The organism is Rhizobium oryzihabitans (genome assembly GCF_010669145.1).
Classification (GTDB): Bacteria; Pseudomonadota; Alphaproteobacteria; order Rhizobiales; family Rhizobiaceae; genus Agrobacterium; species Agrobacterium oryzihabitans.
This window is the reverse complement of record NZ_CP048635.1, coordinates 1,691,045-1,718,010: the sequence shown is the minus strand read 5'-3', so window position 1 is coordinate 1,718,010 and position 26,966 is coordinate 1,691,045. Positions and strand designations below refer to the sequence as shown.

The window sequence follows — 26,966 nt, the reverse complement described above, 5'->3', positions numbered from 1 at the left end:
CCTCCGTCATCCTCGGCTCAAGCCCGAGGATGACGTCGAATATATCGGAGCCGTTATCGATCTCCGACACCTCGCTCAAAATAAATGCACTTGCGCATTTGTAGAGCAGTACACAAAAATTGTTCAACACTATGGACATGATTGTCCGGTTTTGTTAGCTTTTTTGTAAAACAAGGGTGGGGAATACAAGTTCATGCGCATCATCGATTCTGAGGCCGACGCCGTGCATTTTGCTGGCACCGATGAGGTTGCCTGTGGCGCTTGGTCGGCAGCGGCAGACGCGCATCGCGCTGATGGCGCGGCCTGAAACACCATGGACTTTGTTTTAACACTCCCATCCTTCGGTACGGCGTTTTATACTGCGCGCCTGCCCCGCACCCCTGCCCCTTCACCATTTCAGATGGCCGCGCCGGCATTGCCGCGCATGCCGAGCCGGAGACGCTGATATGACTGCCGCAAACCGCAACGCCCTCCTCTCGGTCGAAAGTCTGAGCGTTGAGTTCGGCGACAGCCGCGTCGTGGACGATATTTCCTTCACCGTGGAAGCCGGCAGGACGGTGGCGATCGTCGGCGAGTCCGGATCGGGCAAGTCGGTCACCTCGCTCTCGACAATGCGCCTTGCGGACATGATGGGCGCGAATTACCCGGCAGGTCGCATCCTGTTCGAAGGCAGGGACCTGCTGAAGGCCTCGCAGAAGGAGATGCGATCGATCCGCGGCAAGGAGATCGCCATGATCTTCCAGGAGCCGATGACGTCGCTGAACCCGGTCTTCACCATCGGTGACCAGATCTGCGAAGTGCTTGTCCTGCACGAGAAAATGGGCAAGGCTGCGGCCATGGCCGAGGCAAAAAAGTTGCTCGACATGGTGCGGTTGCCGGATGCGGCTGAGCTTCTGCACCGTTATCCGCATCAGCTTTCCGGCGGCATGCGCCAGCGCGTGATGATCGCCATGGCGCTCGCCTGTCGGCCGAAGCTCTTGATCGCCGACGAACCGACAACGGCGCTTGACGTCACCATTCAGGCGCAGATCCTCAACATCATGCGCGACCTGCAAAAGAAGCTCGGCATGGGCATGGTCTTCATCACCCATGATATGGGCGTGGTCGCGGAAATGGCCGATGACGTCGTCGTCATGTGGAAGGGCAAGAAGGTCGAGGAAGGTCCGGTCAAGGATATCTTCGCCAATCCGCAGCACCCCTATACGCGGGCGCTGCTCTCCGCCGTTCCACGTCTCGGCAGCATGACCGGCGAAGAGTTTCCCAAGCGCCTGCCGCTCACCGTGCTGCAGGATGGCCAGCCGGTCGTGGTTGGCGAGGAACGGGTGCAGAACACCGCGAAGTATGACGAGAAGCCGCTGCTTTCGGTCCGCGACCTGTTCGTTCGTTTCGATATTCGCAAGAACCTGTTCGGCAAGGCGACGCACCGTTGTAGCGCCGTGCAGAAGGTCAGCTTCGACATCCACGCCGGCGAGACGCTGGCGCTGGTCGGTGAATCCGGTTCGGGCAAATCCACCATCGGCCGCACCATCCAGCAGCTGCAATCGGCGGTGTCGGGCGAGATATCCTTCAACGGCCGCAGCTATTCTGAGATGTCGGCGGCGGAACGTTTCCGCATGCGGCAGGAAGTCCAATATATCTTCCAGGACCCCTTCGCCTCGCTCGATCCGCGCAAGACGGTCGGCTTCTCGATTGCCGAGCCGATCAACACCCATGGTTTGATCAATGATCAGAAGGCCGTACGGCGGCGCGTGGATGAACTGCTGGAACGTGTGGGCCTGAGTTCAGAACATGCGTCGCGGTATCCGCACGAATTTTCGGGCGGCCAGCGGCAGCGCGTCTGCATTGCCCGCGCGCTCGCCTCCGATCCGAAGCTCATCATCGCCGACGAAGCGCTGTCTGCGCTCGATGTCTCCATCCAGGCGCAGATCATCAATCTGTTCATGGACCTGCAGGCGGAACGGGGTCTCGCTTACCTGTTCATCAGCCATGACATGGCGGTGGTGGAAAAAATGAGCCACCGCGTCGCCGTGCTTTATCTCGGCCAGATCATGGAAATGGGTAGCCGCCAGCAGGTCTTCGAAACGCCGACGCATGATTATACGCGCCGCCTGCTTTCCGCAGTGCCGGTTGCCGATCCCCTGATCGAGCGCCGCATCGCCATGATCGAGGGCGAAATTCCCAATCCCGTGCGCCGCGTCGGTGATGAGCCCGCCATTCTCGCCCATGAGGAAATCAATCCAGGCCACTTCATCGCGAAGAGCGCCTGAATAACCGCGAAAAAATCGCAACCATCTGAAGAGGAACAGGTAGATGACAAAGATCAAAAAGGGGATGACGGCAACGTTCGTCGCGCTTGCGCTGGCCGGCACGGCCTTCACCGCAGCGCCGGCTTTCGCCGCCGGCAAGATGACCATTTCCAGCCCGCAGGACCCCGGCAGCTGGGATCCGATCGACACCTTCCTCGTGCAATGGGCGGCTGTGGCCACCAACATCTTTGACGGCCTGACCTATCGTGGTCCGGACCTGAAGCTCGTGCCCGGCCTTGCCGAATCCTGGGAAGAGCTGGATGAAGGCAAGCGCATCCGCTTCAAGCTGCGCCAGAACGTCAAGTTCCATAATGGCGAACCCTTCAACGCCGCTGCCGTCAAGTTCACCTTCGAGCGCCTTCTCGGCGAACAGGGTGCCAAGGGCCCGCAGCGCTCCAACTATGTCGCCATCGAAAGCGTCGACGTCATCGACGACTACACGGTGGACATGAAGCTGAAGGCCCCCGATCCGGTTCTTCTGACCAAGCTTGCCGGTTATGGCGGCATGATTGTTCCGCCGAAATACATTCAGGAAAAGGGTGAGGACAATTTCAACCTCAACCCCGTTGGCACCGGCGCGTTCAAATTCGTTTCCTATGCGCCGAAGACCAATATCAAGCTCGAAGCCAATGCGGATTACTGGGGCGGCGCGCCGAAGCTTTCCGAACTGGAATACCGCTTCATCGCCGAGCCCGCGACCGCCGTTGCAGAACTGCAGGCCGGCCGCGTCGATCTCGTCATTCCGCCCACCATCCCGATCGGCATGATCCCGGTTATCGAAGGCGATTCCAAGCTGGAGATCGTCAGCGTTCCCGGCCCGACGGTGGATGCGCTGCGTTTCAACACCCGTGACGGCATCACCGCCGATCCCAAGGTGCGCAAGGCGATCATCATGGCCGTCGATCGCGGCACCATCGTCAAGTCGATCCTTGCCGGTCAGGCCTCGGAAATCGCCAGCTTCCAGAGCGCGCTGTCCTTCGGTTACGACGCCGATCTGAAGCCGCTGCCTTACGATCCGGAAGGCGCAAAGAAGCTGCTCGCGGAAGCCGGCGTCAAGCCGGGTGCGGCGCTGCAGATCGATATCAGAGGCAACGACGCGACGATGAACGAAGTGGCGCAGGTCATTTCCAGCTATCTGTCCATGGTCGGCATCACCGCGACCATCAAGCCCTATGAGACCAACGTTCTCCTGAACGACATCATCCCGCAGGGCAAGACCGGCGCGATGTTCCAGCAGAAATGGGGCGGCTGGACCTTCGATTACGACAACACGGCCTATTCCATGTACCATTCGGGTGAAAAGTGGAATCCTTACGACAAGGACGAAAAGCTGGACAAGCTCCTGGAATCGCAGCGCCCGCTGACCGACCGTGCCGAGCGCGAAAAGATCCTCAAGGAAGTCGGCGCCTATGCTGCCGAGCGCGCGCTGGAAGTTCCGCTTTACAACACCAATGCCATTTACGGCATCAACAAGCGGGTCAAGGGTTTCGTGGCACCGCCGGATAACCGCCTGAAGCTGACCGACGTCACCGTCGAATAATCAGGCTTATCCTCCCTAAAAGCGCCTTGCCCGCCATTCCGCGGGCAAGGTCGGGTCTCTCTTCAAGGTAAAAAACGTGGCCGGTTTCCTCATCAAGCGATTGCTGCAGGCGATTTTCGTCGTCATCGCCATCACCCTTCTCGTTTCCTTCGCCATTCGCCTCACCGGCGATCCGGCTGTCACCATGTTCCAGGGCGGCGGCAGCATGACGGAAGACGATCTGGCGCGCATCCGCGCGGCGCTGGGCACCGACCGGCCGTTCTTCGTGCAATATTTCAGCTTCCTGAAAGGCCTGGTAACGCTGGATTTCGGCCGTAGCTTCACCGGCAGCACGCCGGTATCGCGTCTGATAGCCGACGCCCTGCCCGCCACGCTGCTTCTCGCCTTCATCTCCATGGCGGTGTCGATTGCGCTTTCCATTCCGCTCGGCATCAAGGCCGCGACCTCGCGCGGCAAGACGGCCGATCAGGTGATCCGCATCTTCTCGCTCGTCGGCCTGTCCTTCCCCAATTTCTGGCTGGCCACCATGTTGGTGCTCCTGTTCTCCATCACGCTCGGCTGGCTGCCGCCAAGCGGCATGGGCGGCTTTGCAAGCTACATCATGCCATCAGTTACCATGGGCGTGATCCTGACCGCCACCAATGTGCGCCTGGTGCGCACGGCCATGCTCGATACGCTGCGCTCGCAATATGTCATGGTGGCGCGCGCCAAGGGCCTCAGCGAAAACAAGGTGCTTTACAAGCATGCGCTGCGAAACTGTGCCATTCCGCTGATTACCTATTTCGGCCTGCAATTCGGCGGGCTTCTGGGCGGCATCGTCGTCATCGAGCGCGTCTTCAACTGGCCGGGTCTCGGCACGCTCGCCTTCGATGCGGTGGGCGCGCGCGACTATCCCGTGCTTCAGGCCGTCATCACCGTGCTGTCGCTGATGATCGTCAGCATCAACCTTCTGGTCGATATCGCCTACGGGCTTGTCGATCCGCGCATCCGCACGGAGTAATTGACGATGGCTGCCAAAACCTCGCGCCTGTCGCGCTTCAACAATCTCGAATTCATCCTCGGCGCCCTGCTTACCGTCGTCATCTGCCTTGCCGTTCTTCTCTCCGACGTGCTGTTTCCGGGCGGTGCTGAAAAGATCGACCTGATGGCGCGCCTTGCCAAGCCCTTCACTAGCGCCGCCCATCCGCTCGGCACCGATCCGCTCGGCCGTGACGTGCTGGCGCGTGTCGTGGCCGGCGGCAAGATTTCGCTGCTCGTCGGTTTCACCTCGGTCATCGGTGCCGTGGTCTTCGGCGTGATCGTCGGTCTGGTCGCCGGTTATTATCGCGGATTCTGGGATATGCTGGTCATGCGCTTTGCCGATATCCAGCTCGCCATGCCCTTCATTCTGCTCGCCATCACCTTCATCGCCATTGTCGGCGGCAGCCTCACCAACACCATCATCCTGCTTATCGTGTCGCAATGGGTGCAATATGCCAGGCTTGTGCGCGGCTCGGTGCTGACGCTTCGCGAACGGGAATTCATCCTGTCCGCCCGCGCCATCGGCGTGAAGGACTGGCGCATCATCCTCCAGCACCTGCTGCCGAACCTGATCGGTCCGGTGATCGTGCTGATGACGCTCAACGTCGCCAACAACATTCTCCTGGAAAGCAGCCTCACCTTTCTCGGCCTGGGCGTCGATCCGACCATTCCGAGCTGGGGCGGTATGCTGGCGGATGGCCGCACCTATCTGCAAACGGCATGGTGGGTCAGCGTCTTCCCCGGTCTTGCCATCCTTCTGACCGTGCTTGGCCTCAACCTTCTCGGCGACTGGCTGCGCGACAGCCTCGACCCCACCGGCAGAACCTCAAGGTAACCCAGATGAGCCAGATTTTCGACCAGACCTTCCAGCGTACTCTGGATGCGCTTCTCGCCAATGCCGCGCCCGGCCAGTCCTTCGAGGCATGGACGTTCGATGACGCCAAAAGCCGCCGCGAGGCCGAAGAAAGGCTGAAGAAAAAAGGTGTCAGTGCCCGCATCCGCAGCGCCTACAAGCCGCTTCTCTTCACCTTCCTGGAAGAGATCAATCTGCATGGCGTCGAAGCCATCGAGGTGCATTACCCGGTGCACGCCAATGCACCCGCCAATCGTTTCCGGCTGGAGGCCTATCCGCTGGCGGCACTGGTCGGCGACGCGAAGATCGATTTTATCGCCCGCGACGACGATGCCTTCCATTATGACGTGACGCTCAAGCGTGGCGACCGGACGGAGACGCTGACGGTCCTGGCGCCAAACCGCGTTCACAACGATGTCGTCGGCGAAACCAATGTCTCGCCAACCGGCTGGTTCCGTCCGGCCGGTGACGTTACGGGCGAGCGGCTGGAGACGGATTACGAGCAGCTTTTCGAAGCGGCAATCAATGCCGTTGCCAACCACGGCTGGGGCAATGAAGAGCCCTATTTCGAGGAACTGAACATCCGTGTCGCGCATCCGGCCGAAGACATGGCGCTGTCGGTTGGCGACGAGGTGGTCAGCCTGCGTGAAGCGCTGCACGAGGATTTCTATTTCTCGCTGCTGGAATTCTTTCAGAAGAAGTCCGGACGGCCGCTGGGTGACCGGGGCCTGAAACCCGGCCAGATCGTTCCGGAAATCGTCAGGAGCAACGGCGACGTTTCGGTCCGCATCGAAACCCGTGCGCTCACCACCACTTTCCTTGATGGCAAGGAGCAGCCGGTCGATACGGCCAGCGAACCGGTGGCGGCAGGCCAGATCGCCGCACTGCTGGAGAAAATCGGCGGCGAAGCCTTCGAGGCCCGCTCGCGGTCGGGCCGCGTCCTTGCGGCGCGTTATGTCGCCGGCAGCGATGCCGCGGTGATGATCAGCGGCGGCCAGCATCCCAATGAGACCACCGGCATTGTCGGCGCCATCCGCGCCGCCCGCACACTCGTTGAAAGACAGGGCGCGCATTTCACCATTTCACCGCTGGAAAACCCTGATGGTTATGCCCTGCACCAGCGGCTGCGCGCCGACAATCCGCGCCACATGCACCATGCGGCACGATACACGGCGCTCGGCGACGATCTCGAATATCGCACACGGGAAAATTCGGGCGTTCATCTCAACGAGAAGGAAATCCGTTTCAGCGCGCAGGACATGAGCGGCGCCAGCCTGCATGTAAACCTGCACGGTTATCCCTCGCACGAATGGACCCGACCGCTTTCCGGTTATGTGCCGCGCAACTTCGCCATGTGGACCCTGCCGAAAGGCTTCTTCCTCATCATCCGCCACCATGCGGATTGGGAAAGACAGGCAGAAACCCTGCTCGACCGGGTTACCCGCCATCTCGGTGCCATTCCCGGCCTCCTGGACTACAACAACCGCCAGATCGCGCTTTATGAGATCCACGCCGGCGAAACCGGTTTCCGCATCATCAACGGCTTCCCCTGCCTGTCGTCCATCGACGACCGCCACACCGTGCCGATGACGCTGATCACCGAATATCCCGATGAGACGATCTACGGCGACGACTTCATCACCGGCCATACGGCGCAGATGGAAACGGTTCTCTCCGCTTACGACGCGTGGCAGGAAATCCTGGTCGGCGAAGTGGCCTGATCCAGTAGCCGCCCGCAACGGACGGCTTACTTCTCCGGCGTGACCGCCAACTTGTGGTCACGCTGCTTCTGCAAAAGCCTCTTGCCCTTGCTCAGAATATGCAGATTGGCGGCATCAAGTTTGTTGTATCCGGCCTGAATAATATCGAGATCGGCCACGTGACCGACTGCTGCCAGTTCATGCATCACGTCGCCGATAGCGACATCGACGCTCGGCGTCGGCAGGTTCACCACATCCTCCACCGCAGCGCGCATGCCCTGCGCGTCTCCGCCCATGACGTGATACAGCGCCAGCGCCTTGCGAAGAAATGCTTCGCGGCGTTCGATCTTGTTGGTGAGTATACTTTCGCCAACGCGATTCCGCATCAACTCAACAACTCTATTTTGATATTCGCCCATCAGACACCAAATAAAGTTCACAATATGCTTCGGGAGACTACGGACAATCCCCTTAGAACTGGTTAAGGCACGTGGCTTGCGCGGGTATGACCGCCATTTTCGTGCCGGGCCGCCGAGGCCGTTTTTCATAACGGGATATTTCAGTGCGGCGTGCCGAAACGACCCTCGCCGAGATGGCTGCGGCACCGCTGCACATTGAGAATCACGGGATGATCACTATTGTGAGATCTCGCATAGGAAAGACGCGGCGGGACGGGCATTGATAACCGTCAGGTTATTTATCATCCCCCTTATTTCATTTTACTTTGGCCATCGCACTCATCAATCTGGCAGTCTGGATCGGTGGAGGGAGCCACGGATCAATTGGGAGGAAATCATGAAATTACGGATCACCGCCGCAATCGCGGCCATCTGTTTCAGTTCTGCTGCTTATGCCGAGACGATCAAGGTCGGCGTGGTTGGTCCGTTCTCCGGCCCCTTCGCATTGCAGGGCAAGAACTTCAAGGCCGGCATAGACGCCTGGTTCGCGCTCCACGGCAACAAGGTTGGCGATGACACGGTCGAGGTCGTTTATCGCGACGTGCCGCAGGCCGATCCGGCGCAGTCCAAGGCGCTGGCGCAGGAACTGGTGGTGAAGGAAGGCGTGCAATATCTCGCCGGCTTCTATTTCACGCCCGACGCCATGGCCGTTACCCCGCTTCTGAAACAGGGCAATGTGCCGATGGTGGTGATGAATGCCGCCACGTCGGCCATCGTCACGAAAAGCCCCTATGTGGTGCGCACCTCGTTCACCACGTGGCAGACGTCGAGCCCCATCGCCAAGGTTGCCTTTGATGGCGGCGTCAAGAAGGTCATCTCGCTGGTCAGCGATTACGGCCCGGGCGTCGATGCCGAGAACGCCTTCAAGGCGGCCTTCACCGCCGCGGGCGGCGAAGTTGTCGAAAGCATTCGCATGCCGCTTTCCACCAATGATTTCAGCCCAATCATGCAGCGCGTGAAGGATTCCGGCGCGCAGGGCGTTTTCGCCTTCCTGCCATCCGGCCCGACAACGCTCGGCTTCGTGAAGGCCTTTAACGACAACGGCCTGAAATCATCCGGCATCAAGCTTTTCGCGCCGGGTGACCTCACGCAGGAGTCCGATCTGCCGGCGCTCGGCGAATCCGCACTCGGCATGCAGACGACCTTCCACTATGCCGTCTCGCACGATTCACCCGAGAACAAGACCTTCGTGGAAGCTGCGGCCAAGGCCATCGGCAACCCCAAGGAACTGTCCTTCCCCTCAGTCGGCGCGTTTGACGGCATGTATGTCATCACCAAGATGATCGAGGCGACGGGCGGGAAGCAGGATGCGGAAAAGGCGGTCGAGGCAGTGAAGGGTCTTTCCTGGACAAGCCCGCGCGGCCCTGTCAGCATCGATCCCGAAAGCCGCCACATCACGCAGAACATCTATCTGCGAGAGGTCGCCAAGGGCGATGACGGCAACTATTACAACAAGGAAGTCCAGACTTTCGAAAAACAGGGCGATCCGGGCCTCGCCGCCGCGAAGTAACAAGACATAAACGGCAGCTATTAAAAAACGGTCGAACCGCTCTCGCAGCGGTTCGGTTCCGGCCCGGGTCGGGCATTGCAGCACCGGGAGGAGCTTTTTCAGCATGCAGACGGTCTTCAGCATCCTTGTCGATGCGCTTGCCTATGGCATGGTGCTTTTCATCATCTCCATCGGCCTTTCGGTGACGATGGGGCTGATGCGGGTGGTCAATCTGGCCCACGGCGCCTTTGCCATGATCGGCGGTTATCTCGCCTCCTATGCCGCCCATGGCCTCGGCCTCGGTTACGCCGCGGCAATCCTTGTCGCGATCGTCGGAACGATCGTGATCGCCATACCGCTCGAACGGTTCCTCTACCGGCGTATTTACGGTGCTCCCGAACTGACGCAGGTGCTGATGACCATCGGCATCACCTTCTGCATCATCGGCATCGCCAATTTCGTATTCGGCCCGACGCTCAAGACCATTCCGCTGCCACAGCAGCTGGCCGGCCCCACCGATCTCGGCTTTCGCGCCATCGCCACCCACCGCATCTTTGCCATCGTCAGCGGTCTCGTCGTTGCGGCGGCACTCTGGTTCACATTCGAAAAGACCGCCTTCGGCATCAAGCTGCGGGCGGCGGTGGACAATGCCGCCATGGCCGCGGCGCTCGGCGTGCGCACCGAGGTCATCTATGCCATCAGCTTCGCCATCGCCGTCGGCCTTGCCGCCATGGGCGGCGTCATCGGCGCGGAATTGCTGCCGGTCGAACCCTATTATGCGCTGCGCTACATGGTCACCTTCCTGGTGGTCGTTTCGGTCGGCGGCGCAGGTTCCATTCCCGGCGCTCTGATCGCCTGCCTGCTGCTTGGCGCGATCGACACAACGGGACGTTACCTTGCGCCGGAATATGGCGAATTCTTCTTCTATCTGGCGGTCATCGTGATCATCACCTTGTTCCCGCGCGGCCTTCTTGGAAGGGCGAAATGAGATGGCGGTGCTCATGAACGACCTCACTGAAACGGCAAAGCCCCTGAAGGCCCGCTCACCCTTGCGCGCACTTGGCGGCCCGCTCGTCATCATCGCTGCGGCCATCGCCGGATATTTCCTGTTTCCGGACAATCTGGCGCTTCTGACACGCATCATCGCGATTGCGCTTCTGGTGCTCTCGATCGATCTCGTCACCGGCTATTGCGGCGTCGCGACGCTCGGCCATGCGGCGCTGTTCGGCGCCGGCGCCTATGCAGCCGGCATTGCCGCTGCCCATTTCAATATAACCGATCCGCTTCTGATGACCGTCATCGGGGCTGCCGCCGGCGGCGTCGCCGGCCTCCTGTCCGGCACGGTTCTGTTGCGGGCGCATGGTCTGCCGCAGCTGGTGCTGTCCATTGCCGTCATCCATCTTTTCCATGAGGCCGCCAACAAGGCGTCGAACTGGACCGGTGGCAGCGATGGCCTGGCCGGTGTCTCGCCCGATGCGCTGTTCGGCACCTTCGAGTTCGATCTTTTCGGCCGCACCGCCTATATTTACGGCGTCGTCCTGCTGCTTGTCGTCTTCCTTGCGCTCAGGGTCGTCGTCAATTCGCCCTTCGGCATGCTCTGCCGTGGCGTCAAGCAGGATAGCATCCGCATTCAGGCCATGGGCGGCTCGGTCAATGGCACGATTTTGAAGATGTTCGTCATCTCCGGCATCGTCGCCGGCATCGGTGGCGCGCTGAACGCCATTTCGACCCAGGTGGTCGGTCTCGACAGCCTCAGCTTCACGCTTTCGGCGGAGGGGCTGGTCATGCTGGTTCTCGGCGGCGCAGGCTCGCTTTATGGCGCGCTGATCGGCACCGTCACCTTCATGTGGTTCGAGGATGTCGTTTCTGCCGCCAATCCGTTCCACTGGCTCACCATTGTCGGCCTGCTGCTGATCGCCGTCGTGCTCTTTGCACCGCGTGGCCTTTACGGCGCGGGCGAACAGATCATCACGCGCCTGCGGGGAGATCGCAAATGAGCGCCATTTTCGAAGTATCCGGCCTGCAGAAGAATTTCGGCGGCCTTGTCGTCACCAACAACGTCTCGCTGTCTCTTTCCCCGGGAGACCGCACGGTGCTGATCGGCCCCAATGGCGCCGGCAAGACCACTTTCGTCAACCTTGTGACCGGCAACATCAAGCCATCCGCTGGAAGCGTGCGGATTGCCGGAGAAGACGTGACCGGGCTCAGCGCCAGCCAGCGCGTGAAGCGCGGGCTTGTGCGCTCCTTTCAGGTAACGCGGCTGTTTCAGGACATGACGCCGGAGGAACATGTCGCGCTCGCCATCCTGCAACGGGAAGGCAAAACGGGCCGGATTTTCGGCCGTTACCGTGCCATGCCATCAGTCATGAGCGAGGCGCGCGACATTCTCGGCACGCTTGGCCTGCTTGGCCTTGCCGAAACCCGCGTTCGTGAAATCGCCTATGGCCAGCAACGGCTGATCGAGATCGCGCTTGCCATGGCGCTCAGGCCCAAAATCCTGCTGCTCGACGAACCCGCCGCCGGCGTTCCCTCGACGGAAACGGCGCGCATCGAACAGGCGCTCGACCGCCTGCCCGCCGACCTCGCCATATTGATGATCGAACACGACATGGATCTGGTCTTCCGTTTTGCCAAACGTGTGGTGGTGCTCGCCGCAGGCGCCGTCATCTTCGACGGTTCGCCTGATGAAGTGACCAGCAATGCCGAGGTTCGCCAAGCCTATCTGGGAAGTTACGCCGATGCCCGCAGCGCCGCTTGAAATTGCCAACCTGACCGCCGGTTATGGCCCCACCCGCGTCATCGAGGGGCTGTCGCTTTCCGTTCCCGCCGGTTCGCGTTTCGCGGTGCTCGGCCGCAACGGCGTCGGCAAGACCAGCCTGTTCGCCACGCTTGCCGGGCAGACGAAGCGCTTTTCCGGCGATATCCGCATCGGCGGGCAGGATATCGCTACTCTGCCGAGTGCGGCCCGCGCCCGCGCCGGTCTCGGTTACGTGCCGCAAACCCGCGATGTCTTTCCGACGCTGACCGTCGAGGAAAACCTCTTCGTCGGCCTCAAGGGCCGGCCGAAATCCGCCATCGAAGAAGCCTACACGCTGTTTCCGCGCCTGAAGGAAAGACGCCGCAATCTCGGCTCGCAACTCTCCGGCGGCGAGCAGCAGATGCTCTCCACCGCCCGCACCATCCTCGGCCAGCCCAAAGTGCTGCTTCTCGACGAACCGCTCGAAGGCCTCGCCCCCGTCATCTGCGAGGAACTGATGGCGGCCTTCTCCAAACTGGCGCAATCGGGCGAAATGACCATTCTTCTCGTCGAACAACGCATCCAGATGGCCATCGACTTCGCCGACCACGCCATCATCATGGAACGCGGCCGAATCGTCTGGGAAGGGCCGTCGGTCGATCTTGCGGCGAACCCGGATATTGTTGACACCCATCTTGGTGTGGGTGGGCTGCACTGAGTGCATCCGGTTGAAAACCAGAACAGTTTTCGGTCGGAACGGCTTCTAGATTAAGGGACGCAGACAGCGCCTACATCTCCCCCTCATTCCTGTGCTTGTCACAGGAATCCAGCCAACCCAAGTCCTTGGGCTGAAACGACCCCCTTCGACGCGCAGACGCGCGTCGGCTGGCAACTGTATTGTCAGGTTTTAGCAAAGACGGTTTTATCCCTGAGGATTGCGTTTGCGGCGACGAGGATTTTGCGGGCGATGGCAATGATCATGACCTTGAACGGTTTGCCCTTGGTCTGCATGGTTTGCGCCGTGCGGGCGAAGGCGGTCTTCAGCCTGTAAGCCACCAGCGCCGCCATGTAGAGGGCATCGCGCACGCGCTTTCGTCCGCCGCGAATATGGCGCTGGCCGCGTTTGATGCCGCTGTCGGCATTGAAGGGAGCAAGTCCCGCCAATGCCGCCATGGCTTTGGAAGAGCTGCCGCCCAGTTCCGGCATATGCGCCATCAGCGTGAATGCGGTGACTGGCCCGACGCCCGGAATGGAACGAAGCCTGGTGCTTTGTTCGTTCAGTTCCGCGTTTTCCCGGACATGGGCGTGACAGGCTTTTTCGATCGCCTCGATCTCGCCGTCCAGCCAGATGAGATGGCGCTCCAGACTATCGTGCTCCATGGGTTCTGCGCTGGAAAGGCGAAGCCGCTCCTGCTGGCGCATGGCAACGAGCTGATCGCGCCTTGTATGGAAGCTGGCAAGCGCCTGCCGGGCCGGATCGGGTGGTGTGCTGGTTGCGGGGCCAAGCGTTTCGCCCATGCGTGCCAGCAGGCGGGCATCGATGGCGTCGGTCTTGGCCAGGCGGCCGGTGGCTCTTGCGAAGTCGCGCGCCCGGGCGGGGTTGACCCGGCAATACGGACGCTGTTGCCGATCGAGAGCCGCGCGCAGCTGCCTGTCATAACGCCCGGTCGCCTCCAGAATGACCGTCGCCTCCTGCCCCTCCAGGCTTTGCAGCCATGCATGAATGGCGGCAGCGGTGTTGTCGATGCGGATATGCCGGGATGTCCGGCCGTCGAAAAGATCAAGATGCGCCTTGGCGACGTCGCATCCAATGAAAACAGGGTGTATCATGGCAAGCCTCATCCTGTGCTTCGAGGTCCGCGCTCACGGCCTCAATCAACTGTTCAGGTTGGGATATCAAAGGCGGACGGAGGACCAGAGCCAGCAAGCGGTCTCAAACGACCAGGATCCCGACGGCCTTCCGTCCGCTACCATTCTAGCACAGACGCAATACACAGGATCCCTGTGACAAGCACAGGGATGAGGAGAGTGTGCGGGAACCGTCAGTGGTTCGATCACAAGTCACAGGTCGTGCAAATGACTGGAGATGTCTCTCCACTCCCGGTTCGTTCGCTCGATCAGATTGAGCTTCCACTGCCGCGGCCATTTCTTGATGGTTTTTTCCCGCGTGATCGCACTCGTCAGCAGGTCGAATTCCTCAAACCAGACCAGCATTTTGACGCCATATTGTGAAGTGAAACCGGGCGTCAGTTCATTCTGGTGTTCGAAAAGCCTGGTCGGCAAATCCTTCGTCACGCCAGTATAAAGCGTGCCGTTGCGTTTTGATGCTAAAATATAAACGTAGCCCTTCATGTATAATAAGATGTATTTTATCTGAGTATACCGCAAGGGAGGACATTATACTCGCCCTCATTCCTGTGCTCGTCACAGGAATCCAGCCAGCCCAAGTCCTTGGGTTGCAAAGACTCTCTCGCCACGCAGACGCGCGTCGGCTGGATCCCTGTGACGAGCACAGGGATGAGGAGAGTATGCTGGTCACTCCCGCCCCCGCTCTCACCCATCACGCAAATCTCAAAAAACCCAATGGAATAAAAATTCCATTGCAGTTAAAGTGCACACGATTTCACTCCGCACAAAGGAACGACAATGACGGCAATCGATGCGCCAGAATCCGTAAAGGCTTTTGAGGAGCGGCTGCTCCAGGTCGCGGAGGGGTTGCCCAAGCGATTACGCCAGTGCGCCGATTATGTCGCTTCCAATCAGGATCGCATCGCCGTTTCCACCGTCGCCGAAATGGCTGAAGGCGCCGGCGTGCAGCCTTCGGCCTTCATGCGGTTTTGCCAGATCATGGGCTTTTCCGGCTTTTCGGAGATGCAGCGCCTGTTCCGTGATTCCTATGTCGGTGGCTGGCCGGATTATGCCACCCGGCTCGACCACCTGCGTGAAAAGGGCGACGAAAGCGCGTCCGGGCTGCTGGCGGAATTTGTGGAGGCCGGTCGTTCCTCCCTGGAAATGCTGCTGAAATCGGTCGATACGCGGCAGCTCGACGAGGCGGTCGCGGTGCTCGCAAAGGCGCGTACCGTGCATATCGTCGGTTTGCGACGTTCCTTTCCTATTGCCAGCTATCTGGCTTACGCCTTTGAGAAGATGAAGGTTCCGGCGGTTCTGCACAGCGCCGTCGGCGGGCTCGGCAATATCAGCGCCATCTCCCGCGAGGACGCGCTGATCGCAATCACCTTTTCCCCCTATTCGGCGGAAACCTTGGAATTGGCGGAAACGGCCCGCGCCAACGGCATTCCGGTCGTCGCCATGTCTGATTCCGCCGTCAATCCGCTGCGCAAATCCGGCGCAACGCTTCTTACGGTGACAGAGATCGATTTCGGCGCATTCCGCTCGCTTTCGGCCACGCTCTGTCTCGCCATCACGCTGGCCGTGGCTGTGGGAACCCGCAAAACTGCCTGAATATTTTTATTGAAAACGTAAAAAATAGAATTTATGATCCAAACCCATGAAACGGACATTCCATGATCGTCCGTCTCGTGACGGAGTTACGTGGGCGGAGGAGGCTCACCGCAGCGGGATGACGAAAGGTGCGGGCCAAGTCCCGCGCTGGAATGCCGCTCCACACATGTGAGGCTGACCGCCGCGATACGCGGTCCGAAGGAGGAACCTTTTGAAAAAACTTGATCTCATCACGATCGGGCGCTCGTCGGTCGACCTGTACGGTTCGCAGGTCGGCGGCCGTCTGGAAGACATGGCCTCCTTTGCCAAATATATCGGCGGCTCTCCCACCAACATCGCGGCGGGTGCAGCGCGCCTCGGCCTCAACAGCGCCGTCATCACCCGCGTCGGCGACGAGCATATGGGCCGCTTCATCCGTGAACAGCTGGTGCGAGAAGGCGTGGACGTGCGCGGTGTCAAAACTGACCCGGAGCGGTTGACCGCGCTGGTGCTGCTCGGCATTCGTGACCAGAACCAGTTTCCGCTGATTTTCTATCGTGAGAACTGTGCCGACATGGCGCTCAGCGAAGACGATATCGATCCCGCTTTCATCGCCGAAGCCGCTTGCGTCTGCGCCACCGGCACGCATCTGTCGCATCCGAAGACGGAAGCGGCCGTGCTGAAGGCGCTGAAACTTGCCCGTGAAAATGGCGCCAGAACCGCGCTCGATATCGATTATCGGCCCAATCTATGGGGCGTGGCCGGCCATGGCGATGGTGAAAGCCGTTTCGTCGAATCGCAGAAGGTCACCGCCAAGCTGCAATCCACCCTGCATCTCTTCGACCTGATCGTCGGCACCGAAGAAGAATTCCACATTGCCGGCGGCTCGACCGATACGCTTGCCGCATTGAATGCCGTGCGCAAGGTCTCAAACGCGACGCTGGTGTGCAAGCGCGGGCCAATGGGTGCGTCGGTGTTCGCCGGCGAAATTCCGGCGAGCCTCGACGATGGCGAGACGGGTGAAGGTTTTCCGATCGAGGTCTTCAATGTTCTCGGCGCAGGCGATGGCTTCATGGCCGGGCTGTTCCGTGGCTGGCTGCGCGGCGAGGACTGGCCGACGACGCTGAAATACGCCAATGCCTGCGGCGCCTTCGCCGTTTCCCGCCACGGCTGCACGCCGGCCTATCCGAGCTGGGAAGAGCTGCAATATTTCTTCAAGGCCGGCATTCGCAACAAGGCGCTGCGCAAGGACGAGGCGCTGGAACAGGTGCATTGGTCGACCAACCGCAAGGGCGACTGGGACACGATGCGGGTCTTCGCCTTCGACCACCGCATGCAATTGGAAGCCATCGCCGACGAACTCGGCGTGAAACACGAGCGTATCGGCGCTTTCAAGAAGCTCTGCCTCGAGGCCGCGCAAACGGTTTCCGGTGGCAAGGCGGGTTACGGTGTCCTCTGTGATGGACGCCTTGGACGCGATGCGCTTTTCGCCGCCAGCGGCTCGGGTCTCTGGATCGGCCGGCCGGTGGAATGGCCGGGTTCTCGCCCGCTGACGCTGGAACCAGAACTCGGCAAGGATTTCGGTGGCCTGTCCGAATGGCCGCTTGAAAATGTCGTCAAGGTTCTGTGTTTCTACCACCCCGACGATACGGAGGAGATGCGCGCCGCGCAGGAGGAGACGGTCATGCGTCTGTTCCAGGCGACACGCCGCAACCGTCTGGAAATGCTGCTGGAGGTCATCCCCTCCAAGGTCGGCCCGACCGACGATCTGACGGCCGCCCGCATCGTCGAGCGCTTCTACGAGATCGGCGTTTATCCCGACTGGTGGAAGCTTGAGCCGATGAAGACACGCGCGGCCTGGAAGAACGCCTGTGACGCCGTGCATCGCAACGATCCTTACGTGCGGGGCATCGTCGTTCTCGGTCTCGACGCACCGCAAAGCGAGCTGGAGGAGAGCTTCCGCCTTGCCGCCGGTTTCGATCTGGTCAAAGGTTTCGCCGTCGGCCGCACGATTTTCGCAGATGCTGCCCGGGCATGGCTCGGTGGCAAGATGACAGATCAGGAAGCGGTGAAGGACATGGCGCAGCGCTACACCAGCCTGTGCCGCATATGGGATGAGGCGCGCGCCAAAAAGGGAGAGGCAGCGTGAAGACAATCAGAATGACGGCTGCGCAGGCTATGGTTCGTTACCTCGCCGCGCAGATGAATGAACATGGCGAGACCTATATTGCCGGTGTCTGGGCCATTTTCGGCCATGGCAACGTCGCCGGCATCGGCGAGGCGCTTTATGGCATCCGCGAGGAACTGCCGACCTATCGCGGCCAGAACGAGCAATCCATGGCGCATGCGGCGATTGCCTATTCCAAGCAGCTGCGCCGCCGGCGGGCAATGGCGGTCACCTCTTCCATCGGCCCCGGTGCCGCCAACATGGTGACGGCGGCAGCGCTTGCCCATGTCAATCGCCTGCCGGTTCTGCTGATCCCCGGCGATGTCTTCGCCAATCGCGGCCCCGACCCAGTGCTCCAGCAGCTGGAAGATTTCGGCGACGGCACGATGACGGTGAATGACTGCTTCCGCCCGGTGAGCCGTTATTTCGACCGCATCATGCGCCCGGAACAATTGCTGACCGCCCTTCCCCGCGCCATGCGCACCATGACGGACCCGGCCGATTGCGGCCCCGTCACGCTCGCTTTCTGCCAGGATGTGCAGGCGGAAGCTTACGACTATCCGGCCAGTTTCTTTGAAAAGCGCATCTGGCGGCAACGCCGCCCCGAGCCGGATGTCGTGGAATTCGAGGCCGCCGTCGCCGCACTGAAGGCTGCGAAAAACCCAGTCATTGTTGCCGGCGGCGGCGTGCATTTCGCAGGCGCCACCGAAACGCTGAAAAACTTTGCCGAAAAACATTCCATCCCCGTGGTGGAAACGCAGGCCGGCAAATCGGCGCTCGCCTGGGATCACGATCTCAATTTCGGCCCGGTCGGCGTCACGGGTGCCGAAAGCGCCAATATCGTCAGCGAGAAGGCCGATCTGGTCTTCGGCGTCGGCACCCGCTTTCAGGATTTCACCACCGGCTCCTGGGCGCTGTTCAAGAACCCGGACCGCAAGATCCTGGCGCTCAACGTGCAGCCCTATGACAGCGCCAAGCACGATGCGATCAGCCTGACGGCGGATGCGAAAATCGGTCTCGAAAAACTGTCGTCGGCACTCGGCAGCCACCGTTTCGCGACACCGGATGCGGGCCTGAAGGCGGCATGGTTCAAGAAGGCCGATGCCGATACGGCAGCACCGGGTGAGGACAATGCCAACAGCCTGCCGACGGACATGCAGGTGATCGGCGCGGTGCAGCGCCAGTCGCGGAACAATACCGTCGTCATGTGCGCCGCAGGCACCATGCCGGGCGAGCTTCACCAGCTGTGGAAATCCAAGCTGCCGCTCTCCTATCACATGGAATACGGCTTCTCCTGCATGGGATATGAAGTGGCCGGCGGCCTCGGCATCAAGATGGCGGAACCGGACCGGGACGTGATCGTCATGGTCGGCGACGGCTCCTACATGATGATGAATTCCGAGCTTGCCACATCGGTCGCCATGGGCGTCAAGATCACGCTCGTCATCACCGACAACAGGGGTTACGGCTGCATCAACCGGCTGCAGATGGAAACCGGCGGCGCGGAGTTCAACAACCTCTACGCCCACACCAACGTCAACCCGATCGCCATCGACTTCGTCGCCCATGCCGGCTCGATGGGGGCGGATGCACGCAAGGTCTCCACCATTTCCGAGCTGGAAGCAGCGCTTGCCAGCGCCCGCGCGTCCACCCGCACGACCGTGATCGTCATCGATACCGACCCCTATCCGACGCCGCAGGCCGGTGGTCACTGGTGGGATGTCGCGGTGCCTGAAGTTTCCGAACGCGCCGAAATCGGACCGGCGCGCGCCCGTTATGAAAACCATCTCAAGGAAAGACAGTAAGATGATCCGTTACGGAACCAACCCGATCGCCTGGTCCAACGACGACGACCGCACGCTGGGCGCCCATATCAGCCTTGAACAGTGCCTCGACGAAACCGCCAAGATCGGCTTCGACGGCATCGAGAAGGGCCACAAGTTCCCGACGGAGCCGGAAGGCCTGAAGGGCGTGCTTTCGCCGCGCGGCCTGTCCTTCGTCTCCGGCTGGCATTCGCTGAACCTTTTGACCGACAGCATCGAATCCGAAAAGAAGGCGATGCAGCCGGCGCTCGATCTGCTGAAAGCCATGGGCTCAAAAGTCATCATCGTCTGCGAGACCTCCAACGCCATTCACGGTGCCGACGACACGGCGCTGGTCGACCGCCCGCGCCTTGCGGCTGAAGACTGGGCGAAGTTCGGCGCGGGTGTCGAGGCGCTGGCGGCCTATGCTGCCGAACAGGGCATCACGCTCGTCTACCATCACCACATGGGAACCGTGGTCGAGAGCGAAGACGAGATCGACCTTTTGATGAAGCACACCGGGCCGAAGACCCATCTGCTGCTCGATACCGGCCATTGCCTCTTCGGTGGCGGCGATCCCGTGCGCGTCGCGCAGAAATACATGCACCGCGTTGGCCATATCCACGCCAAAAACGTGCGGCCGGTGATTGCCGATCAGGTTCGGAACGAACGGCTTTCCTTCCTCGAAGGCGTTCGCCGCGGCGTGTTCACCGTGCCGGGTGACAGCGAGGGCGGCGTGAACTTCCCGCCGGTTCTGAAAATTGCCGCCGAGCATAATTACAGCGGCTGGCTGGTCATCGAGGCCGAACAGGACCCGGATGTGCGCAACCCATTCGAATATCAGAGCCTCGGGCTGAAATCGCTGAAGGCTTTTGCCCGGGAAGCGGGGTTGGACAAGGCTCAGGCTGCCTGAACTGAGCAGGGGGCATCAGAGTGTATACGTCTGCGGATCATATGCTCCGGTGCAGCCCCCTCCACCCTCATTCCTGTGCTCGTCACAGGAATCCAGCCGACGCGCGTCGGCGCGGCGGAAAGACTCCTCTCAGCCCAAGGACTTGGGCTGACTGGATCCCTGTGACGAGCACAGGGATGAGGGAAACGCGGGAATAGCCGCCCGATAAATTGAACGACTGACCAAAAAGGAACACCACCATGACCTCACTTCTGCGCAAGCCGGTCGCGACAAGCGGCAAGGTGCACGATATCACGCCCCAAAGCGCGGATTGGGGTTATGTCGGTTTCGGCCTCTATCGCCTGAAGCCGGGCGAAACGGCGGCGGAAAAGACCGGCGATACGGAAGTCATTCTGGTGCTTGTCGAAGGCAAGGCGACGATTTCCGCAGGGGGCAAGGAGTTCGGCGAACTCGGCGACCGCATGAATGTGTTCGAACGCAAACCGCCGCACTGCGTCTACGTGCCCGCAGGCTCCGAATGGTCGCTGACGGCCACGACGGATTGCACCGTCGGCGTCTGCACCGCCCCGGGTGAAAAGGGCAGCCGTGAGGCGCAGCAGATCGGCCCAACCGGTGTGCAGCTGACCGAACGCGGCAAGGGCGCCAATACGCGCTACATCTTCCCCATCGCCATGGAAGAGCGCGATGTGGCCGACAGCCTGCTGGTGACGGAAGTGTTCACCCCATCAGGCAACTGGTCGTCCTATCCGCCGCACCGACATGACGAGGATAACTACCCCGACATGACCTATCTGGAAGAGACCTATTATCACCGGCTCAACCCGGCGCAGGGTTTCGGTTTCCAGCGCGTCTTTACCGAAGACGGCTCGCTGGATGAAACCATGGCGGTGGCGAACGGCGATGTCGTGCTGGTGCCCAAGGGCCACCACCCCTGCGGCGCGCCCTATGGTTACGAGATGTATTATCTGAACGTGATGGCCGGGCCGATGCGCAAATGGCGCTTCAAGAACCATCCCGATCATGACTGGATTTTCAAGCGCGACAATCCGTGAGGCATGCCAGCGTCCACGGCACCCTCCTCATCCCTGTGCTTGTCACAGGGATCCAGCCAGCCCAAGTCCTTGGGCTGAGAGGAGTCTTTCCGCCGCGCAGACGCGCGTCGGCTGGATTCCTGTGACAAGCACAGGAATGAGGGGCGAAGAAGGTCCGTGCCGCGATTGCCGCAGAGAAACAAGCAATCGAACGTATTGATTTCATTCTAACAATTTAGGGAGGAAAGACAATGACCGCTCTTGGCGTTGGCCTTATTGGCACGGGTTACATGGGCAAGTGCCACGCTTTGGCGTGGAACAACGTCACCAGCGTCTTCGGCGATGTGGAGCGCCCGCGGCTGGTCACGCTCGCGGAGGTCAATCCCGAGCTTGCCGCAAAGAAAGCCGCCGAGTTCGGTTTCGCCCGCTCGACAGGCAACTGGCGCGATCTGCTTTCCGATCCCGAGATTGACGTGATCTCCGTCACCACACCGAATGCCTTTCACCCCGAAATGGCGATTGCCGCACTCGATGCCGGCAAACATGTCTGGTGCGAAAAGCCGATGGCGCCCGCCTTTACTGACGCGGTGAAGATGCGCGATGCGGCCCGCCGGTCCGGCAAGGCGGCGGCCATGGGCTACAACTACATCCAGAACCCTATGATCCGCCATATGCGCCGCCTCATCGACGAAGGCGCGATCGGCAAGGTCTATCATGTCCGCGCCGAGATGGATGAGGACTTCATGGCGGATGCCACCCAGCCCTTCTACTGGAAGAGCGAGGCCTCATCCGGCTATGGCGCGCTGGATGATTTCGCCGTTCACCCGCTGTCACTGCTGTTTTCCCTGTTCGGCCATGCCGAAAGCGCGATCACCGATATGGTGAAACCTTATGCGACACGACCGCTTTCCGGCGGTGGCGAGCGCGCTGTCGAGACGCATGATCTTGCCAGCGTTCTCCTGAAGCTCGAAGGCGGCATTTCCGCTGTGCTGATTGCCAACCGCTCGGCCTGGGGCCGCAAAGGCCGCATCGCCATCCAGATTTATGGTTCCACCGGCTCGATCCTTTTCGATCAGGAGCGGATGAACGAATTCCAGCTCTACACAACGGATGGACGCCCGGAGGAGCAGGGTTTCAGAACCATCCTCGCCGCCCCGCACCACAAACCCTATGACCGCTTCATCCCCGCCCCGGCCACGGGCTCGGCTTCAACGACCTGAAAGTGATCGAATGCCGCGAACTCATCGCCGCCATCGAGGGCAAGAAGGCGCATATCATCGACTTCGAGGAAGGGCTGAAGATCGAGCGCAGCATCCATGCCATGGCCCGGTCGTTTGCCGAAGGGCGCTGGGTGGGAAGCGCGGAGATTGCGGAATAGAACGCCCACAAAGGGCGAAAACGTCTCCTCCGTCATGCCGGACTTGATCCGGCATCCAGCCACGGCGCGTCTGCGCCGTGACAGGAGTCTTTTATGATCAAAGAGTTGATCATGCTGGACCCCGGATCAAGTCCAGGGTGACGGTGCGTGGAGGTTCCGGCCTCACCCCTTGACCGGCGTTTCCGGCACCGGCGTCAGTACCTTGCCGTCCTTAAACCAGCCGAGGATATTGTCGGCCACGAGATCGGCCATCGCATTGCGCGTCGGGATGGAGGCGGACGCGACGTGCGGCAGCAGGGAAACATTCGGCAGCGACAGGAATGCTTCCGGCACCTTCGGCTCGGCATAGAAGACATCGAGGCCGGCGGCACCCACGGCGCCACTCTTCAGAGCCTCTAAAAGCGCATCTTCATCAACGCTGGAACCGCGGCCGACATTGACGAAAACGCCCTGCGGCCCAAGCGCGGAAAGGATTTCCGCATTGATTGCCTTATGCGTTTCCGGCGTGCCCGGCACGATGCAGATCAGGATGTCGACGGCTTCCGCCATCTCTTTCAGCGAACCGTAATAGGTATAGTTGAGGCCATCGCGCTTGCTGCGGGTGTGATAACCGATCTCCACCTTGAAAGGCTCCAGCCGCTTGGCGATTTCCTGGCCGATGCGGCCCATGCCGAAGAGGCCGACCTTGCGGCCGCGCAGCGAGAATGGCGAAAGCGCAAAGGGCCCTTCACCAACCCATTTGCCGTCGCGAAGCCAGGTCTCGGCTTGGTAAAGACGGCGCACGGTATTGATCAGCAGCGCAATCGTCGTATCCGCCACTTCGTCATTGAGCACGTCAGGCGTATTGGTCACCACGATGCCGCGTGTGGCAGCGTGTTTGGCATCGACGCCATCGTAACCGACGCCGAAATTGGCGATGATCTCAAGCTTCGGCAGCGCATCGATCCACTTTGCGTTGACGACGCCGGAAACGGCGATGGCATTGACGCGCTCGGCTGCACCTTCAGGCAGAACCGGCTCGGCACCGGCGGGCACAGTCACGATCTCGACCTTGCCTTCGAGGCGTTCGAGGACGCGCGGATTGATCTTGCCGGGAACGAGAACGACGGCTTGTCTGTCAGACATGAGTGGATATTCCTCCTGATTGCATTCCAATATCACCGGAGCCGGACTTCAGGCGAACCACTCGCCATCCCGCTCCTCCGGGCCGCGATCTTTTCAAACAACGGCGGCCGTGAAAAGGGCAATAAGGGGATGCTATGGGGCAGACGGAAGTTTCATGCCTATTTTTTTGCACCACATGCACATCCGTCATGCCGGACTTGATCCGGCATCCAGCCAGCCCAAGTCCTTGGGCTGAAAGGGCTCTTCCCGTCGCGCAGACGCGCGCCGGCTGGGGATCCCGGCTCAGGGCCGGAATGACGGAAGAAGGAAACGTCGCGAACAACCAGGAACAGGCAGCCTGCCGCATCCATACTCCCGGGCGATAGACTCAGACCCGCGGCCGCACAGGCCCCGTCGACTGGCGGATGCGCATTTCCGGCTTGATGAGGTGGATGCCATCCGGTTCGTGGCTGCCGGCCAGCCTGTCCAGCAGCGCCCGCGCCGCGAGACGTCCCACCTCGGCCTGTCCGTTGGACACGGTGGTCAGCGCCGGCGTGGCGATCGCCGCCTCTTCCAGATCGTCATAGCCGGTGACGGAAATATCGACACCCGGCACCAGACCAGCACGCGAAATGCCGTTCATGAGGCCGATTGCGACGAGATCGTTCCAGCAGACGGCGGCGGTGGGCTTCTGCGGCAGGGAGAGGAAATGTACGGCCGCCTCGAAACCGCCCTGCTTCGAGCGGGGCCAGGAATACGCAGGTTCGGATCGACCTCGATACCCGCCTTGCGCAGCGCATTGACATAACCCTGATACCGGTCACGGCCGGTGGATGTCTGGTCGGTGCCGCCAACCATGGCGATGGTGCGGTGGCCAAGGCTGATCAGATGATTTGTCGCCAGCGAAATGCCGTAGCTGTCGTCGCCGCGATAGGTCGGCATATCGACGCCATCCATGGAACGGGCCACCAGAATGGCGGGCATGCCGTTTTCCTCGGCCAGCGTCATATCCTCGATCGGCGTGCCGATGGCGGGCGACATGATGATGCCATCAGAACCCAGCTGCAGCAGCGTTTCGATGAAGGTGCGCTGCTTCTCCACCGAATCGTAGTGGTTGGAAAGAATGAAGGTCTGGCGGCTGCGGTCCAGCTCGCTTTCGATGGCTTTCAGAATTTCGCCGTAGAAGGGGTTCATCACATCGTGGAACACCACGCCGACAATGCCGGAGCGCGAGGTGCGCAGGCTGGCCGCCCGGCGGTTGTAGATGTAACCGAGCGCCCGCGCCTGTTCCTTGATCTTGTCGCGCGTGTCGGAGGCAACCAGCGGGCTGTCACGCAATGCAAGGGAAATGGTGGCGGTCGAAAGACCGAGACTTTCGGCGATCGTGGACAGTTTGACCTTTTGGGCCACGGCATTCCTCCCAAACGCATGTCGTTGACGACGTATCTGTTTAAATTGCAATTAAACAATTTAAACAAAATCCGCAACCCGTTTAAGAGATACCCACAAAACAGAGTTTTATTTTAAAAATTTCAACAAAATTATTGAAGATTGGTGTCGATCGCCTTGAGAAGTTTAACCACGGTCCTGATATCCTTGGCCGAAAGCCCTTCTATCGCCCGTGCACCACAATTGGCGATGGAAACATTGATATGCTCGACGCTTTTCAGCCCCGCCTCCGTCAGCTTCACCAGCGTGACACGGCCATCCTCGTCGTCGCCGCTGCGCTCCACGAAGCCCTGGGCCTCCATGCGGCCGATGGTGCGCGTCATGGTCGGCGCCTTGACGCCGAGTTTCTGGGCGATCTGCCCGGGCGTCAGGCTGCCTTCCTGCGCGAGCGCCAGGATAACGCCGTCCTGCCCGGCATAAAGGCCGCTTTCGGCAAGGCTGTGGCTCAGCGCCGTGCGCATGGAGCGGGCGGCCTGGGTGATGGATTGCGCCAGTTCCTCAGGGTTGAAATTCTCATCCCTTTTTTTGGCGTCCTTTACCTTCTTGCCGCTCTTTTCCTTCTTCGCGCCCTTGTCCTTATGCCCAGTTTTATCCTTGCTCATATGCGAGTGCCTTTTACCCTGTGGCGGAACCGATATATGTTGCTGGAAATCCTTACCGAATGCACGTGCGGACTGCCAGATGCCAAACTCATACACGCAATATCACGACGAAAACGTAACAGACCCGCATCTTCGCGCAACAGGTGTAATTTCCGTGCTGCCTCTGGGTGCGCATGAGCAGCATGGACCGCACCTGCCCTTCGAGACCGATACGCTGATTGCCGAAGGCATCGTCTCCCGTCTCACCGCTGCCTTGCCCGCCCATCTGCCCGTCTCCTTCCTGCCGGTGGAGCCCGTCGGATATTCCATCGAACACATGGATGTGCCCGGCACCCGGACGTTGCGTTACGACGAGGCCGTTGAGCGCTGGCTCGGCATTGCTAAGGCCGAATATGAAAAAGGCGTGCGCAAATTCGTGATGCTGAACGCCCATGGCGGCAATTCACCGTTGATGACCATCGTTGCGACCGAGGCCCGCGCCCGCTTCGGCATGCTGGCCGTCGCCACCAGCTGGACCCGTTTCGGCGTGCCAGCGGATATCGTGAGGCCGGAAGACAAGGCGATCGACATCCACGGCGGCGATATCGAGACATCGGTCATGCTGGCGCTTTGCCCGGAGCGGGTGGCGATGGAAAAAGCGGCCGACTTTCCTTCCCGGCAAAGCGATTTCGCCGACCGCTTCCGGCATCTGCGCGCCTATGGGCCGCATGCCTTTGGTTGGCTGATGAGCGATCTGAACCCTGACGGTGTCGCCGGAAACGCCACTGCCGCCTCAGCCGAAAAGGGTGAAAGGCTCATCTCCCATGCGGTCGGCGGCCTTGTCGAACTGCTTGAAGACGTCCACGATTTTGACATAACGTTATTTCATAACAAAATTTGAACAAGCTGGCAGAATTCGACCAAAATCTCTTTGAACTGCCCGGACGTCGCGCCTATATGGACGACAACACTTCTTCCTTGGGGCCTTCACGGCCTT

At 60.6% G+C, this 26,966-nt stretch carries 21 protein-coding genes and 2 pseudogenes; 17 read left to right on the top strand and 6 right to left on the bottom strand.

Annotation, left to right across the window (positions count from 1 at the left end; genetic code table 11):
* Positions 1–446: 446 nt before the first annotated feature.
* The 5 genes from G3A56_RS24485 (at position 447) to G3A56_RS24465 (ending at position 7,440) form a co-directional block, all read left to right on the top strand.
* Positions 447–2,267 (top strand): ABC transporter ATP-binding protein, encoded by a 1,821-nt coding sequence (locus G3A56_RS24485; protein WP_082184853.1) that lies wholly within the window; start codon positions 447–449, stop codon positions 2,265–2,267.
* 43 nt (positions 2,268–2,310) lie between these two features.
* Positions 2,311–3,846, top strand: coding sequence for an ABC transporter substrate-binding protein (locus G3A56_RS24480; RefSeq protein ID WP_082184854.1), 1,536 nt, complete (start codon positions 2,311–2,313; stop codon positions 3,844–3,846).
* A 76-nt stretch (positions 3,847–3,922) separates the two neighbouring features.
* Positions 3,923–4,846 carry an ABC transporter permease gene (locus G3A56_RS24475; RefSeq protein WP_164056857.1) on the top strand — a complete coding sequence of 308 codons (924 nt, stop codon included), beginning with the start codon at positions 3,923–3,925 and terminating at the stop codon, positions 4,844–4,846.
* Positions 4,847–4,852: 6 nt separating this feature from the next.
* A complete protein-coding gene (locus G3A56_RS24470; protein ID WP_004430999.1) occupies positions 4,853–5,701 on the top strand; it encodes an ABC transporter permease in 849 nt (282 codons plus the stop codon).
* A gap of 5 nt (positions 5,702–5,706) precedes the next feature.
* On the top strand, positions 5,707–7,440 hold the full coding sequence (locus G3A56_RS24465; RefSeq protein WP_082184855.1) for a M14 family metallopeptidase: 1,734 nt from the start codon (positions 5,707–5,709) through the stop codon (positions 7,438–7,440).
* A 26-nt stretch (positions 7,441–7,466) separates the two neighbouring features.
* Here the strand turns inward: G3A56_RS24465 and G3A56_RS24460 are convergent, their stop codons facing one another.
* Positions 7,467–7,838 (bottom strand): hypothetical protein, encoded by a 372-nt coding sequence (locus G3A56_RS24460; RefSeq protein ID WP_035243172.1) that lies wholly within the window; start codon positions 7,836–7,838, stop codon positions 7,467–7,469.
* A gap of 376 nt (positions 7,839–8,214) precedes the next feature.
* Here G3A56_RS24460 and G3A56_RS24455 point away from each other — a divergent pair, with 376 nt between their 5' ends.
* From G3A56_RS24455 to G3A56_RS24435, 5 genes are all read left to right on the top strand, one after another.
* Entirely contained in the window at positions 8,215–9,387 is a 1,173-nt protein-coding gene (locus tag G3A56_RS24455; RefSeq protein ID WP_003499193.1) for an ABC transporter substrate-binding protein, read from the top strand.
* A gap of 103 nt (positions 9,388–9,490) precedes the next feature.
* Complete coding sequence (locus G3A56_RS24450) at positions 9,491–10,354, top strand: branched-chain amino acid ABC transporter permease (RefSeq protein WP_082184856.1); 864 nt, start codon at positions 9,491–9,493, stop codon at positions 10,352–10,354.
* 1 nt (position 10,355) lies between these two features.
* Positions 10,356–11,363, top strand: a complete 1,008-nt coding sequence (locus tag G3A56_RS24445; RefSeq protein ID WP_082184857.1) for a branched-chain amino acid ABC transporter permease — start codon at positions 10,356–10,358, stop codon at positions 11,361–11,363.
* On the top strand, positions 11,360–12,124 hold the full coding sequence (locus G3A56_RS24440) for an ABC transporter ATP-binding protein (RefSeq protein WP_003499190.1): 765 nt from the start codon (positions 11,360–11,362) through the stop codon (positions 12,122–12,124). The genes G3A56_RS24445 and G3A56_RS24440 overlap by 4 nt, the downstream gene beginning before the upstream one ends.
* Positions 12,105–12,821: an ABC transporter ATP-binding protein gene (locus G3A56_RS24435; RefSeq protein ID WP_082184858.1), complete on the top strand. Its 717-nt coding sequence runs from the start codon at positions 12,105–12,107 to the stop codon at positions 12,819–12,821. The genes G3A56_RS24440 and G3A56_RS24435 overlap by 20 nt, the downstream gene beginning before the upstream one ends.
* A 182-nt stretch (positions 12,822–13,003) precedes the next feature.
* Here G3A56_RS24435 and G3A56_RS24430 read toward each other — a convergent pair whose 3' ends face one another.
* Positions 13,004–13,933 (bottom strand): IS110 family RNA-guided transposase, encoded by a 930-nt coding sequence (locus G3A56_RS24430; protein ID WP_082182843.1) that lies wholly within the window; start codon positions 13,931–13,933, stop codon positions 13,004–13,006.
* A gap of 231 nt (positions 13,934–14,164) precedes the next feature.
* Positions 14,165–14,455: a GIY-YIG nuclease family protein gene (locus G3A56_RS24425; RefSeq protein WP_082184859.1), complete on the bottom strand. Its 291-nt coding sequence runs from the start codon at positions 14,453–14,455 to the stop codon at positions 14,165–14,167.
* 294 nt (positions 14,456–14,749) lie between these two features.
* Here G3A56_RS24425 and G3A56_RS24420 point away from each other — a divergent pair, with 294 nt between their 5' ends.
* From G3A56_RS24420 to G3A56_RS24395, 6 genes and pseudogenes are all read left to right on the top strand, one after another.
* On the top strand, positions 14,750–15,565 hold the full coding sequence (locus G3A56_RS24420) for a MurR/RpiR family transcriptional regulator (protein WP_082184861.1): 816 nt from the start codon (positions 14,750–14,752) through the stop codon (positions 15,563–15,565).
* Positions 15,566–15,776: 211 nt separating this feature from the next.
* On the top strand, positions 15,777–17,693 hold the full coding sequence (locus G3A56_RS24415) for a bifunctional 5-dehydro-2-deoxygluconokinase/5-dehydro-2-deoxyphosphogluconate aldolase (protein ID WP_082184862.1): 1,917 nt from the start codon (positions 15,777–15,779) through the stop codon (positions 17,691–17,693).
* Positions 17,690–19,516, top strand: coding sequence for a 3D-(3,5/4)-trihydroxycyclohexane-1,2-dione acylhydrolase (decyclizing) (gene iolD / locus G3A56_RS24410; protein ID WP_082184863.1), 1,827 nt, complete (start codon positions 17,690–17,692; stop codon positions 19,514–19,516). Before G3A56_RS24415 ends, iolD begins: the two co-directional genes overlap by 4 nt.
* 1 nt (position 19,517) lies before the next feature.
* Complete coding sequence (iolE, locus tag G3A56_RS24405) at positions 19,518–20,426, top strand: myo-inosose-2 dehydratase (protein WP_003499179.1); 909 nt, start codon at positions 19,518–19,520, stop codon at positions 20,424–20,426.
* Positions 20,427–20,665: 239 nt separating this feature from the next.
* A complete protein-coding gene (iolB, locus tag G3A56_RS24400; protein ID WP_137039646.1) occupies positions 20,666–21,478 on the top strand; it encodes a 5-deoxy-glucuronate isomerase in 813 nt (270 codons plus the stop codon).
* A gap of 230 nt (positions 21,479–21,708) precedes the next feature.
* Positions 21,709–22,835: pseudogene (locus tag G3A56_RS24395) on the top strand (Gfo/Idh/MocA family protein).
* Positions 22,836–22,997: 162 nt separating this feature from the next.
* Here G3A56_RS24395 and G3A56_RS24390 read toward each other — a convergent pair.
* From G3A56_RS24390 to G3A56_RS24380, 3 genes and pseudogenes are all read right to left on the bottom strand, one after another.
* The gene (locus tag G3A56_RS24390; RefSeq protein WP_082185976.1) at positions 22,998–23,960 is read right to left on the bottom strand and encodes a 2-hydroxyacid dehydrogenase; all 963 of its coding nucleotides are present in this window, start codon (positions 23,958–23,960) and stop codon (positions 22,998–23,000) included.
* A gap of 367 nt (positions 23,961–24,327) precedes the next feature.
* Positions 24,328–25,349 (bottom strand): annotated as a pseudogene (locus tag G3A56_RS24385) (LacI family DNA-binding transcriptional regulator).
* Between the two features lie 131 nt (positions 25,350–25,480).
* On the bottom strand, positions 25,481–25,990 hold the full coding sequence (locus tag G3A56_RS24380) for a MarR family winged helix-turn-helix transcriptional regulator (protein ID WP_003499167.1): 510 nt from the start codon (positions 25,988–25,990) through the stop codon (positions 25,481–25,483).
* Between the two features lie 79 nt (positions 25,991–26,069).
* Between G3A56_RS24380 and G3A56_RS24375 the strand changes: the two genes are divergently transcribed.
* On the top strand, positions 26,070–26,870 hold the full coding sequence (locus G3A56_RS24375; RefSeq protein WP_082184866.1) for a creatininase family protein: 801 nt from the start codon (positions 26,070–26,072) through the stop codon (positions 26,868–26,870).
* Positions 26,871–26,966: the final 96 nt, after the last annotated feature.